Origin of the sequence: Sphingomonas sp. 10B4 (assembly GCF_035019905.1) — a bacterium.
Classification (GTDB): Bacteria; Pseudomonadota; Alphaproteobacteria; order Sphingomonadales; family Sphingomonadaceae; genus Sphingomonas; species Sphingomonas glacialis.
On record NZ_JASJVC010000003.1, the window covers coordinates 46747 to 59406 of the forward strand.

Sequence of the window (12660 nt, forward strand, 5' to 3'; positions counted from 1 at the left end):
ACGAACTTTCGAAACCTCTCTCACGCTACGGCGTAAGCTGCCTCGCTCGCAAAATCCTGTCCGGTCTTTTACAGTATGAAGCAGCGATTCCCCCGACCAAGAACAGCCGCATCCTGGCCTCGTCGCGGCTTTGCGCGACCGGATTTCCCTTCCTTAGTGTCCGGCATACCGGATCGTGCTCCCCGTCACTGGCGTGACGCTGGCCGGTCGGCGCCGTGTTGGCTGAAGGCACGCCCCCGGGCTCGGGCCAGCGCGCGAATGCCTCGGGCACGCACTTTCCCCTGTCCCGCGCGGCGCTATCCTGTCAGAATCGTTGCCATGTCCTGCCTTCCCTCCGTCTTCCCCGCCGACAGCGGCCGTCGCGCCGCGTCGCGCCAGAGCCTTCGCCTTTTCCTCCTGCGGTGTTGGGCGATGGTCATCGCGGTGCTGGCGACGGCGCTGCTCTCGTCAGCGCCGGCACGCGCCGACGATATCTCCGCCACTGCGCGCGGGGTGGTGCGCGTCGTGACGATCGCGATCGTCGATGATGAAGTGGTCGGCTTCGGGCACGGCAGCGGCTTTGCGGTGGCGCCCAACCGGATCGTCACCAACGCGCATGTCGTCGAACTGCTCGCGCGCTATCCCGGCAATGTCGTGATCGGCATCGTGCCGTCGGAGGGCTCGAAAAGCTATCAGGGCAAGGTCATCGCGCTCGATACCGTCCACGACCTCGCGCTGATCGAATTCACCGGCAAGCCGATCCCGACCACAGCGATCTATACCGGGCCGGTCGACGAGGGGGGCATGGTCACCGCGCTCGGCTATCCCGGCAATGTCGACATGGCGACCGCGAAATCGGCGGTCGATTACATTCATCCCCTCTCGCCGATCCGGTCCGAAGGCGTGTTTTCGGGGCGGCGGCAGATGTCGGGGACTGCCGTTTTGCTCCACACCGCGCAGATCGCGCGCGGCAATTCGGGCGGGCCTTTGCTCGATCCGTGCGGGCGCGTGATCGGTGTCAATTCGGCGATCACGCGCGGCGAGGAAGGCGATTCGAGCTTCGGCTTCGCGATCGCCAATAGCGAGCTCACCGCCTTCCTGATCCGCGCCAAGCAACCCTATGCCGCGGTCGGCACGCCGTGCACCAGCATCGCCGATATCGACAAGGTTGACGCGCAGGCCGAGGCCAAGGCCGCGGCGCTCGCGGACGGCGCGCGGCGCGATGCCGCGGGCAAGGCGCTGGTCGCGCGCGATGCCGCCTGGATCGCCGCGCGCGACGCGGCCGATCGGCACCGCGAGAACGTGATGGCGATCGCCACGCTGCTGCTCGTGCTCGGCGCGATGGCGATCGGCGCGGGCGGGCTGCTCGATGCGCAGGCGCTGCGGCGCGGGGCGATCTGGGCATGGGGGGTCGGCGCGCTGATGATGGTGGGCGCGGTCGTGCTGTTCCTGCTGCGCCCGACGGGGACGCCGATGCTTGCCACTCCCAGCGAAACCGCGAAGATCGACTCGCCCGTCGCGCCGATGTCGTCGCGCGCGCCGCTCGGCAAGCTGGTGTGCCACCTGGTGCCCGAGCGCAGCCGGGTCGTCTCCTCGGCGACGACCGACACGGTGATCGACTGGGGCAAGGCGGGCTGCATGAACGGTCGCACGCAATATGCCGAGAATGGCAGCAAATGGGATCGCATCCTGGTGCCCGCACAGGAGCAGACGGTGTCGGTGCTGCAGTTCGATCCGGCCACACGCAGCTATGTGACAACGCGCTATTTCCTCGGGTCCGACCAGATGGACGATATCCGCAAAATCCGCGCGCAAGTGACGCTCAAGGCGTGCTCGCCCGACGAAGCCGGACGCGCCAACCTCGCCTCGCAACAGGCCGCGATCCGCACGAGCCTGCCCGCACGGCCGAACGAGAAGATCGTCTATCAGTGCGAGGCGGCGCAGGCCGGCGGGCCGCCCGCTTCCGCGGTGCCCGTCGAGTAACGGCGCGGAGCGTCTACGCTACGCCCTCGCGATCGCGCAGCGCGACCTTGCGGTCGATCCCGTACGCATAGCCGCCGAGCGTCCCGTCGCTGCGCTGGGCACGGTGGCATGGCACGACGATCGACACGGGGTTGGCGCCGCACGCGCTCCCGGCGGCGCGAACGGCCTTGGGGTTGCCCGCGGCGGCGGCGAGTTCGGCATAGCTGCGTGTCTCGCCAAAGGGGATTTCGCGCAGCGCCTGCCAGATCGCCTCCTGGAACGCCGTCCCGCGGACGTCGAGCGGCAGGTCCTGGTCGCGCTCGGGCGATTCGACGCTGGCGACGACGCGCGCGGCGAGATCGGCGAGCGCCGCGCCGCCGGGGACGATCTCGGCGTGCGGGAAGCGGGCGCGCAACGCGCCCTCGTCCTCGTCGAACGAGACGCGGCACAGCCCCTTGTCGGTCGCCGCGACGAGCATCGGCCCAAGCGAGGTCTCGGCGAGGATCCAGCGGATCGTCACCCCCTCGCCACCGCGCTGCCACACGCTCGGACTCATGCCGAGGCGCTTGGCGCCGCCTTCGTAGAACCGGCTCGGGGCGGAATAGCCGGCCTCGTACAACGCTGCGGTCACGGTGGTCTCCTCGCTCAGCGCATGCGCTGCGCGGCGCGCCATCAGGCCGCGCCCATAGGCGGCGGGCGTCACCCCCGTCGCGCGCTTGAACAGCCGGTGGAAATGGTGCGGCGCATAGCCGACGCACGCCGCGATCGTGTCGAGCGCGACCAGTTCGTCGGCCGCCTCGATCAACTCCACCGCGCGCGCGACGGCGATGCGGTCGCGCCCGACCGCGTCGGGGGTGCAGCGCAGACACGCGCGGAACCCCGCGCCCCGCGCTTCCTCGGGCGTGCGGTAGAAGTCCATATTCTCGCGCTTGGGGCGGCGTGCCGGGCAGCTCGGCTTGCAATAGATGCCCGTCGTTTTCACCGCGCCGACGAAGCGGCCATCGGAATGCCGGTCGCGCGCTTCGAAGGCGCGCCACGCGGCGTCTGGGTCGAGCGGGAGGCGCGGCATGGTCATGCGGTCTTATGTACCCGCTGCCCCGTACCGCGCCATCCCGGCGCTTGCGCTCAAAGCGCAGCGTCAGCCCGCATTGGCGGCGAACAGCTCGAGCGTGCGTGCCTTGGCGAGCTTGGCGCTCTCGGCGTCATAGGCTTCGCGGCGGTCCGAATTGAAGCCGTGGCCCGCTTCGTAGACATAGACCGTCGCGTTGGGCCAATCCTTGGCGATGACCTTTTCGACGCCCTCCATCGGGATGCTCTGATCCTCGCGGCCGAAATGGAGAATGACGGGAACCTTGGGCTCCTCGTCGGCGGCGGCGGGGACCATGCTGCCGTAATAGGCCGAGGCCGCCGCGACATTGTGCATCCGCGTCGCCGCGAACCACGCGACCGAACCGCCATAGCAATAGCCGACGACGAACACCGGGCCGTCCTTGGCGAGCGTATCGACGCAGGTCTGGACGTCGGCGAGGCTGAGGTCGAACGGATGAACTTCGCGCGCGAGCTTGATCCCCTGCGCCATGCCCTCGGCATCGTGGTCGGCCTCGAAGCCGGGATGCTCGCGGTCGAAGATCGCGGGCGCAAGCACTTCATAGCCATCGGCGGCGTACCCATCGCACAGGTCGCGAATGTGCGCGGTGACGCCGAAAATCTCCTGGACCAGCACCAGCCCGCCCTTGCGCGCGCTGCTCGGCTGCGCGTGATAGACGCCGATCGTGGCGCCGTCGGACATCGTCATCTGCTGCATCTGGCCGGTCATTCTACTCTCCGTCACTGTCGCCCCCGTGCTCGCGCCGCTAGCAACATTGCGGCGTCCACGGAAGCGCGATCAGGCGGCGCGGACGTCGGCCATCAGCTGGTTGATCTGCCCGCGCAGCCGCTCGACGCTCCCCGCGACATCCTCGGCGGTGCGCGTCACGTCGTCCGACGTCTGGCGCGAGCGCTGCGCGCGTTCGCGCAGCGTCTGCATGTTGGCGGCGGCGTCGGCGGTGCCGTCCTCGACCTCGGCGATGGCGTAGGCGATCGCCTGCGTCATGCCGCGCTGCTGATCGACCGCGTGCGCGACATTGGCCGACGACTGATCGAGCTCGGCGACCAGCCCGTCGACCGATTCGATCGTCGCGAGCACGGTGTCGCTCGCGGTGCGCACCGCGGCGAGCCGCGCCTCGATCCGCCCGGCGGCGGTCTGCGTCTGGCGCGCGAGGCCCTTCACTTCCTCGGCGACGACCGCGAAGCCGCGCCCCGCCTCGCCCGCGCGCGCCGCCTCGATCGTCGCGTTCAAGGCGAGCAGATTGGTCTGCCCGGCGACCGCGGCGATCATGTCGAGCACGGCGGCGATCTCCGCCACCAGCGCCCCCATCGATTCGGCGTGCCCGCGCCCTTCGAGCGTGCGCTCGCGCACCGTCGCCACGCCGGCGCGCGATTCGTTCGCCGCCCGGCTGATCCGCTCGATCGCGCCGGCAAGCGCGGTCGCCGATTGCGTGATCGTGCGGGCATTGTTCGCGCTTTGCTCGGTCAGCGCGGCGGTCGCCATCGCATGCTTCTCGGTCGTCCCCGCCTCGCTCGACATCGCCGCGGCGGTCTCGCGCAGCGCTGGCCCCGTCGAGGCGAGCTGGCGCACCGAGATCCCGGCGGTCCGCTCGAACACTTCGAACAGCGCGTCGAGATGCGCGGCGCGTTTCGCGCGCGCGGCATCCTCGCGCCGCTCGTTGGCGTAGAGCGCGTCGGCGGTCCGACGCGCTTCCTCGCTAAGCCGGCGCGCATCGGCCGAGCGCTGCCGCGCAAACACCAGCGCGCGCGCGATGTCGCCGATCTCGTCGCTGCGGTCGAGCGCGGGGATTGGCGCATCGGCGCGCTCGAGCGTGATGTCGCGCGTCGCCTCGGCGATCAGCGCGAGCGGGCGAACGACTCGCAGCGTCAGCATCCGCATTCCCCATACCGCCACCATCAGGGCCGCTGCAGTGACGAAGGCGACGAGCAGAAAGACCTGGAGGAACCCGGCATCGAGCGCGGCTCGCTCGCGCGCTGCGTCGGCACGCAGATCGGTCATCAGCGTCGTGCTCGACGCGGTCAGCGGATCGATCGCGGCATAAAGCGGGCCGCTGACGAAAAAGTCGAGTTGGTCGATCCGTTTGGCGCGCAACAGGTCGTGGAGCGTATCGAGCGCGGCATCGGCATCGTGGCGCGCGGATTCGACGTGCGCGACCTGGCTCGCCCGCCGCGTATCGAGATGGTGGTGCGTGAACGCGCTCCAGTTGGTTGCGATTTCGGCACGCGTCGCCTGGATCGTGGCGATCGCGCCCGCCGCCGAGAGATTGCCGCTGCGCACCTTGTTCGCCGTCAGCAACGCATTGGCGTAGCTCGCATTGACACGCTGCAGCTCGCCGATCGGATACAAACGGTCGAGCACGAGCCCGTTGACGCGGTGGCTGGTCGCGGCGGTGGTGCCGACCAGCGCGAGCGCGAGCAAAGCCTGGATTGCCAGCAACGCCGCGACGATCCGCCGCAGCTGGATACGCACGTTGCGCCCGCCGGCATCCCAGCGCGTGGCAAAACGGCCGATCCAGCGATCGAGCAGGGGGACCTTCGGAGCGAAAGCGATTCGTTTCATGTCCGACGCTATGGTCTCGAAGCTGCCAAGCAATGGTTAAGCGAATGTTACAGTTGCGTGAAAGACGCGAGTTCTTGCCGCAATAGGGCCGCTTGGTGCGCATGGCTTGCAAGCGACCCGAGCCGATGCTAACCGCTCGCCATCCCATCTGAAGGCGCATTCCCCAGCGCCCTCTTTTTGCATGGGGCCACCATTCGTGCCCAAGAGGACCTCAATCGCGTGGAAGCATCCGGCGGTATTCAAGCAAGCTTAAGCGGCCGCTATGCCACCGCTTTGTTCGAGCTCGCGCGTGACACCAAATCGATCGACGCCGTCGAAGCGAGCCTCGGCCGCGTCCGCGCCGCGATCGCGCAGTCGAGCGAGTTCGCACAGCTGATCGGAAGCCCGGTCGTCTCGCGCCAGCAGGCGGCCAAGGCCGTCGCGTCGGCCGCGGAGATGATCGACGTCGACGATACGACGGCGAAGTTCCTCGGCGTGCTCGCCGACAACCGGCGTCTGTCGCAGCTCCCGGCGATCATCCGCGCCTTTCGCGATCTGGCCGCGCGCCACCGCGGCGAGACGACCGCGGAAGTGACCTCGGCGCATCCGCTCACCGAAGAGCAGGTCGAGGCGCTCAAGCAGCAGCTGCGCACCCGCATCGGCACCGACGTTTCGGTCGATCTCTCGGTCGACCCCACCCTCCTCGGCGGTCTGGTCGTCCAGATCGGCTCGCAGCGGATCGACAGCTCGATTCGCACTCGTCTCAATGCTCTCGCGCACGCGATGAAAGGTTAAGTCATGGATATCCGCGCCGCAGAAATCTCGAAGGTCATCAAGGACCAGATCGCCAATTTCGGCACCGAAGCGCAGGTTTCGGAAACCGGCCAGGTGCTCAGCGTCGGTGACGGCATCGCGCGCATCTTCGGGCTCGACAACGTCCAGGCGGGCGAGATGGTCGAATTCTCGAACGGCGTGCAGGGCATGGCGCTCAACCTCGAGGCCGACAATGTCGGCGTCGTGATCTTCGGGTCCGACTCGCAGATCAAGGAAGGTGACGTCGTCAAGCGCACCGGCACGATCGTCGACGTCCCCGTCGGCAAGGCGCTGCTCGGCCGCGTCGTCGATGGCCTCGGCAACCCGATCGACGGCAAGGGCCCGATCGAGACGACGCAGCGCAGCCGCGTCGAAGTCAAGGCACCGGGCATCATCCCGCGCACCTCGGTCAACGAGCCGGTCCAGACCGGCCTCAAGGCGATCGACGCGCTCGTTCCCGTCGGCCGTGGCCAGCGCGAGCTGATCATCGGCGATCGCCAGACCGGCAAGTCGGCGGTCGCGATCGACACCTTCATCAACCAGAAGGCGGCGCATCAGGGCGACGACGAGTCGAAGAAGCTCTATTGCATCTACGTCGCGGTCGGCCAGAAGCGCTCGACCGTCGCACAGCTCGTCCGCACGCTGACCGAGCAGGGCGCGATGGACTATTCGATCGTCGTCGCGGCAACCGCGTCGGACCCTGCCCCGCTGCAGTTCCTCGCACCCTACACCGGCTGCGCGATGGGCGAATATTTCCGCGACAACGGCATGCATGCCGTCATCGTCTATGACGATCTGTCGAAGCAGGCCGTCGCCTACCGCCAGATGTCGCTGCTGCTGCGCCGCCCGCCGGGCCGTGAAGCCTATCCCGGCGACGTGTTCTATCTCCACAGCCGCCTGCTCGAGCGCGCGGCGAAGATGAACGACGCCAACGGGGGCGGCTCGCTCACCGCGCTGCCGATCATCGAGACGCAGGCGGGCGACGTGTCGGCCTACATCCCGACCAACGTGATCTCGATCACCGACGGCCAGATCTTCCTCGAGACCGACCTGTTCTTCGCGGGCATCCGGCCCGCCATCAACGTCGGTCTGTCGGTGTCGCGCGTCGGCTCGGCCGCCCAGACCAAGGCGATGAAGAAGGTCTCGGGCTCGATCAAGCTCGAGCTCGCGCAGTATCGCGAAATGGCGGCGTTCGCGCAGTTCGGCTCGGACCTCGATGCCTCGACACAGAAGCTGCTCAACCGCGGTGCGCGTCTGACCGAGCTGCTCAAGCAGGCGCAGTTCGCGCCGATGCCGTTCGAAGAGCAGACCGTGTCGATCTTCGCTGGCACCAACGGTTTCCTCGATACCGTCCCGGTCAACGCGGTCGTCCGCTACGAGCAGGCGATGCTCGCCGAGATGCGCAGCAGCCACGCCGCTCTCCTCACCGACATCCGCGACAAGCGCGACCTGTCGAAGGAGACGACCGAAGCGCTGAAGACCGCGCTCGGTGCGTTTTCGAAGACGTTTGCGTAATGCCTAGCCCTCTCCCGCTTTCGCGGGAGAGGGTTGGGTGAGGGTCTTCTTCTCGTCGACGCCCGACAAGCAGAAGACCCTCACCGACTTCGACTAGGGCCGCGTGAAGGACGCGACCCAAGTCTCCGTAGCCTCTCCCGCACGCGGGAGCGGATAAGAAGGACTAGAATGGCCTCGCTTAAAGCCCTCAAGATCCGCATCGGCTCGGTGAAGTCGACGCAGAAGATCACCAAGGCGATGAAGATGGTCGCCGCTGCCAAGCTGCGCCGTGCGCAGGAAGCGGCGATTGCCGCACGCCCGTACGCGCTGCGCCTCGAGCAAGTGATGGCGAGCCTCGCATCGAAGGTGACCGTCAGCGAATCGAGCCCCAAGCTGCTCGCCGGCACCGGCAAGGACCAAGTCCATCTGCTGGTCATCGCGACCTCGGAGCGCGGCCTTGCAGGCGCGTTCAACTCGAACATCGTCCGTGCGGCGCGCCGCAAGGCCGAGGAGCTCGAGCGTGCCGGCAAGACGGTGAAGTTCTACGTCGCCGGCAAGAAGGGCCGCGTGATCAAGCGCTTCTTCCCGACGCAGATCCTCGCCGATCATGAAATGAGCCACATCAAGACCGTCGCCTTCGCCGACGCCAAGGCGATCACCGACGATCTGATCGCACGCTACGAAGCCGGCGAGTTCGACATCGCGCATTTGTTCTACGCCCGCTTCCAGTCGGCGCTGGTGCAGGAGCCGGTCGGCCGCCAGATCATCCCCGTCGCGCTGCCGTCGGCCGCGAACGACGTCGCCGCATCGTCGGCAACCGCCGCGGTCGAATATGAGCCCGACGAGGAATCGATCCTCGCCGCGCTGCTGCCGCGCAACATCGCGATCCAGATCTTTGGCGCGTTGCTCGAGAATGCCGCGTCGGAGCAGGGCAGCCGCATGACCGCGATGGACAATGCGACGCGCAATGCCGGCGACATGATCAATCGCCTGACGATCCAGTACAACCGCAGCCGCCAGGCCGCGATCACCACCGAGCTGGTGGAAATCATCTCCGGCGCCGAAGCGCTCAAGTAGTCGATACGAGGAAAGCATCATGGCAACCGCCCCAGACACACTCCCCCCGGTCGCGACCACCAACAGCGTCGGCCGTATCAGCCAGGTCATCGGCGCCGTCGTCGACGTGACCTTCGAGCAGGATCGCCTCCCCGCGATTCTCAACGCGCTCGAGACGTCGAACAACGGCAACCGCCTCGTGCTCGAAGTCGCGCAGCATCTCGGTGAGAACACCGTCCGCACGATCGCGATGGACTCGACCGAGGGCCTGACCCGCGGCCAGGAAGTCACCGACACCGGCTCGCAGATCCGTGTTCCGGTCGGACCGCAGACGCTCGGCCGCATCCTCAACGTCATCGGCGAGCCGATCGACGAGCGTGGCCCCGTCGGCCACACCGAGACGATGCCGATCCACGCCCCGGCTCCTCTCTTCGTCGACCAGTCGACCGAGAGCGCGATTCTCGTCACCGGCATCAAGGTCATCGATCTGCTCGCACCGTACGCGAAGGGCGGCAAGATCGGCCTGTTCGGCGGCGCTGGCGTCGGCAAGACCGTGCTCATCCAGGAACTGATCAACAACATCGCCAAGGGCCATGGTGGCACCTCGGTGTTCGCTGGCGTCGGCGAGCGTACCCGTGAGGGTAACGATCTGTACCACGAATTCCTCGACGCAGGCGTCATCGCCAAGGATGCCGATGGCAACCCGACGCCCGAAGGTTCGAAGGTCGCGCTCGTGTTCGGCCAGATGAACGAGCCGCCAGGCGCGCGTGCACGCGTTGCCCTCTCGGGCCTGACGATCGCCGAATATTTCCGCGACGTCGAAGGCCAGGACGTGCTGTTCTTCGTCGACAACATCTTCCGCTTCACGCAGGCGGGTTCGGAAGTGTCGGCACTGCTCGGCCGTATCCCGTCGGCGGTGGGCTATCAGCCGACGCTGTCGACCGACATGGGCGCGCTGCAGGAGCGCATCACGTCGACCAACAAGGGCTCGATCACCTCGGTGCAGGCGATCTACGTTCCGGCAGACGATCTTACCGATCCGGCGCCGGCAACCTCGTTCGCCCATCTGGACGCGACGACCAACCTCAACCGCGCGATCTCGGAGCTGGGCATCTACCCGGCGGTCGATCCGCTCGACTCGACCAGCCGCGTGCTGACCCCGGCGATCGTCGGCCAGGAGCATTACGACACCGCCCGCCGCGTTCAGGAGACGCTGCAGCGCTACAAGTCGCTCCAGGACATCATCGCCATTCTCGGCATGGACGAGCTGTCGGAAGAAGATAAGTCGACCGTGTCGCGCGCTCGCAAGATCCAGCGCTTCCTCAGCCAGCCGTTCCACGTCGCCGAGGTCTTCACCGGCATCAGCGGCAAGTTCGTCCAGGTCGAGGATACCGTGAAGTCGTTCAAGGCCGTCGTCGACGGCGAGTACGATCACCTGCCCGAGAGCGCCTTCTACATGGTCGGCGGCATCGACGAAGTGATCGCCAAGGCCGAGAAGATGGCCAAGGAAGCTTAAGGCTTCTTCCCTACTAGCCCTCTCCCGCCTTCGCGGGAGAGGGTTGGGTGAGGGTCTTCTTGTTCGCCGCGCCCCGGACAAGAAGAAGGCCCTCACCGACTTCGACTAGGTCCGCCTGAAGAAGGCGGACCAAGTCTCCGTAGCCTCTCGCGCGAAAGCGGGAGAGGGCCTGGAGAAGGACAAGACATGCTGCACTTCGAACTCGTCACCCCCGAAAAGCTCGTCCGGTCCGAGGACGTCTATATGGTCGTCGTGCCCGGCACCGAGGGCGATTTCGGCGTGCTCGAGGGCCATGCGCCCGTCATGTCGACGATCCGCGACGGCGCGCTGTCGGTCTATCGCGCCGAAAAGGGCGAGCCCGAGCTGATCGCGATCGAAGGCGGTTTCGCCGAAGTCAGCGCGACCGGCCTGACGGTGCTCGCCGAGCGCACCGCTTAAGGTTTACGCTCTCCCGCGATCGGGCACTGTCATCGTCATGATGACGGTGCCCTTTTCGTTTTAGCGGTCCGCGCCACCCGAGCGCGCGGTTTGGTTAGGAAAATGTCAAACACTCTCGCCTAACGCTTGTTGCCAAGCATGAGGAAACTGGCGGCATGAGTGCATTTGGGCGTCGACCTGGCATGGCGGGCGCGAGCGCGAGACCCGCGTTCGGCGTGGCACGCCCGATGCAGGGCGGTGGTTCGCGTCCGGCGGATGGCGAATCGGCTCCCGGCGCGGGCGAACAGTTCCCGCCGCTGCCCGGTGGCCTCGACCCCGAGCCGCTCGGCACGATGCCCGGTACGCAGCAGGACGCGATGCAGCGCCTTGCCGACCGCCAGGCGCTGTCGGGCGAATCGGGCAGCTCGAAGGTCGAGGGCTTCGAAAGCTCGATCCACAAGATCAAGGAGCAGGTCCTCCCGCGCCTGCTCGAACGCGTCGATCCCGAGGCGGCGGCAACGCTCGACAAAGACGAGCTCGCCGAGGAATTCCGCCCGATCATTGGCGAAGTGCTCGCCGAGCTGAAGCTCACGCTCAACCGCCGCGAGCAGTTCGCGCTCGAAAAGGTGCTGGTCGACGAACTGCTTGGCCTCGGGCCGCTCGAGGAATTGCTCGCCGATCCGAACATCACCGACATCATGGTCAACGGCCCCGAGCAGACCTATGTCGAGCGCAAGGGCAAGCTCGAGCTCGCGCAGATCCAGTTCCGCGACGAGGAACATCTCTTCCAGATCGCGCAGCGCATCTGTAACTCGGTCGGCCGCCGCGTCGATCAGACCACGCCACTCGCCGACGCCCGCTTGAAGGACGGCTCGCGCGTCAACGTCATCGTGCCGCCGCTGTCGCTGCGCGGGACCGCGATCTCGATTCGTAAATTCTCCGCCAAGCCGATCACGCTCGACATGATGGCGGGCTTCGGCTCGATGTCGCCGAAGATGGCGACCGCGCTCAAGATCGCGGGAGCGTGCCGCTTCAACGTCGTTATCTCGGGCGGTACCGGCTCGGGCAAGACGACGATGCTCAACGCGCTGTCGAAGATGATCGACCCGGGCGAGCGCGTGCTGACGATCGAGGACGCGGCCGAACTTCGCCTGCAGCAGCCGCACTGGCTCCCGCTCGAAACCCGCCCGGCCAATCTCGAAGGCCAGGGCGAGATCAGCATCCGCGATCTCGTCAAGAACGCGCTGCGTATGCGGCCGGATCGCATCATCCTCGGCGAAATTCGCGGCAGCGAGTGTTTCGACATGCTCGCGGCCATGAACACCGGTCACGACGGTTCGATGTGTACGCTCCACGCCAACTCCCCGCGCGAGGCGCTCGCGCGTATGGAGAACATGGTGATGATGTCCGACATCAAGGTCCCGAAGGAAGCGATCTCGCGCCAGATCGCCGATTCGGTCGAGATGATCATCCAGGTGAAGCGTCTGCGCGACGGCTCACGCCGCGTGACCAACGTCACCGAGGTGATCGGCATGGAAGGCCCGGTGATCGTCACTCAGGAGCTCTTCAAGTTCGAATATCTCGACGAATCGGCCGACGGCAAGATCATCGGCGAATATCGCTCGATGGGCCTGCGGCCGTACACGCTCGAAAAGGCGCGGACGTTCGGGTTCGATCAGGCGTATCTCGAGGCGTGCCTGTAAGGCCACGCGCGAACGCCAATCGCCGTTCGGGTTGAGCTTGTCGAAGCCCCGCGCTCCACACGCGAGTCCTTCGC

General features: G+C 66.9%; 10 protein-coding genes. 7 read left to right on the forward strand and 3 right to left on the reverse strand.

Annotated features, from left to right (window positions below):
• Positions 1 to 411 precede the first annotated feature (411 nt).
• Positions 412 to 1962 (forward strand): serine protease, encoded by a 1551-nt coding sequence (locus tag QN347_RS01565; RefSeq protein ID WP_322164178.1) that lies wholly within the window; start codon positions 412 to 414, stop codon positions 1960 to 1962.
• Positions 1963 to 1975: 13 nt separating this feature from the next.
• On the opposite strand, the gene ada is transcribed toward QN347_RS01565, so the two are convergent.
• From ada to QN347_RS01580, 3 genes are all read right to left on the reverse strand, one after another.
• Positions 1976 to 3016 (reverse strand): bifunctional DNA-binding transcriptional regulator/O6-methylguanine-DNA methyltransferase Ada, encoded by a 1041-nt coding sequence (ada, locus tag QN347_RS01570; protein ID WP_322162484.1) that lies wholly within the window; start codon positions 3014 to 3016, stop codon positions 1976 to 1978.
• Positions 3017 to 3079: 63 nt separating this feature from the next.
• Positions 3080 to 3757: a dienelactone hydrolase family protein gene (locus QN347_RS01575; protein ID WP_322162482.1), complete on the reverse strand. Its 678-nt coding sequence runs from the start codon at positions 3755 to 3757 to the stop codon at positions 3080 to 3082.
• A 69-nt stretch (positions 3758 to 3826) separates the two neighbouring features.
• Positions 3827 to 5608: a methyl-accepting chemotaxis protein gene (locus QN347_RS01580; RefSeq protein WP_322162480.1), complete on the reverse strand. Its 1782-nt coding sequence runs from the start codon at positions 5606 to 5608 to the stop codon at positions 3827 to 3829.
• Positions 5609 to 5827: 219 nt separating this feature from the next.
• Between QN347_RS01580 and QN347_RS01585 the strand changes: the two genes are divergently transcribed.
• The 6 genes from QN347_RS01585 to QN347_RS01610 all read left to right on the forward strand — a co-directional run bounded on the left by QN347_RS01585 (position 5828) and on the right by QN347_RS01610 (position 12586).
• Positions 5828 to 6382: a F0F1 ATP synthase subunit delta gene (locus QN347_RS01585; RefSeq protein ID WP_133186361.1), complete on the forward strand. Its 555-nt coding sequence runs from the start codon at positions 5828 to 5830 to the stop codon at positions 6380 to 6382.
• Positions 6383 to 6385: 3 nt separating this feature from the next.
• Positions 6386 to 7915, forward strand: coding sequence for a F0F1 ATP synthase subunit alpha (gene atpA, locus QN347_RS01590; RefSeq protein ID WP_140846756.1), 1530 nt, complete (start codon positions 6386 to 6388; stop codon positions 7913 to 7915).
• Positions 7916 to 8083: 168 nt separating this feature from the next.
• Positions 8084 to 8971 (forward strand): F0F1 ATP synthase subunit gamma, encoded by an 888-nt coding sequence (locus tag QN347_RS01595; protein ID WP_133186357.1) that lies wholly within the window; start codon positions 8084 to 8086, stop codon positions 8969 to 8971.
• A gap of 19 nt (positions 8972 to 8990) precedes the next feature.
• On the forward strand, positions 8991 to 10466 hold the full coding sequence (gene atpD / locus QN347_RS01600) for a F0F1 ATP synthase subunit beta (protein ID WP_140846760.1): 1476 nt from the start codon (positions 8991 to 8993) through the stop codon (positions 10464 to 10466).
• 186 nt (positions 10467 to 10652) lie between these two features.
• Positions 10653 to 10904 carry an ATP synthase F1 subunit epsilon gene (locus QN347_RS01605; RefSeq protein ID WP_322162476.1) on the forward strand — a complete coding sequence of 84 codons (252 nt, stop codon included), beginning with the start codon at positions 10653 to 10655 and terminating at the stop codon, positions 10902 to 10904.
• 155 nt (positions 10905 to 11059) lie between these two features.
• Positions 11060 to 12586 (forward strand): CpaF family protein, encoded by a 1527-nt coding sequence (locus QN347_RS01610; protein ID WP_189675867.1) that lies wholly within the window; start codon positions 11060 to 11062, stop codon positions 12584 to 12586.
• Positions 12587 to 12660 lie beyond the last annotated feature (74 nt).

Coding starts and splice junctions, on each gene's coding strand:
- QN347_RS01565 (WP_322164178.1), top strand. CDS start 412: ATGGTCATCGCGGTGCTGGCGACGGCGCTGCTCTCGTCAGCGCCGGCA.
- ada (WP_322162484.1), bottom strand. CDS start 3,016: ATGACCATGCCGCGCCTCCCGCTCGACCCAGACGCCGCGTGGCGCGCC.
- QN347_RS01575 (WP_322162482.1), bottom strand. CDS start 3,757: ATGACCGGCCAGATGCAGCAGATGACGATGTCCGACGGCGCCACGATC.
- QN347_RS01580 (WP_322162480.1), bottom strand. CDS start 5,608: ATGAAACGAATCGCTTTCGCTCCGAAGGTCCCCCTGCTCGATCGCTGG.
- atpA (WP_140846756.1), top strand. CDS start 6,386: ATGGATATCCGCGCCGCAGAAATCTCGAAGGTCATCAAGGACCAGATC.
- QN347_RS01595 (WP_133186357.1), top strand. CDS start 8,084: ATGGCCTCGCTTAAAGCCCTCAAGATCCGCATCGGCTCGGTGAAGTCG.
- atpD (WP_140846760.1), top strand. CDS start 8,991: ATGGCAACCGCCCCAGACACACTCCCCCCGGTCGCGACCACCAACAGC.
- QN347_RS01605 (WP_322162476.1), top strand. CDS start 10,653: ATGCTGCACTTCGAACTCGTCACCCCCGAAAAGCTCGTCCGGTCCGAG.
- QN347_RS01610 (WP_189675867.1), top strand. CDS start 11,060: ATGAGTGCATTTGGGCGTCGACCTGGCATGGCGGGCGCGAGCGCGAGA.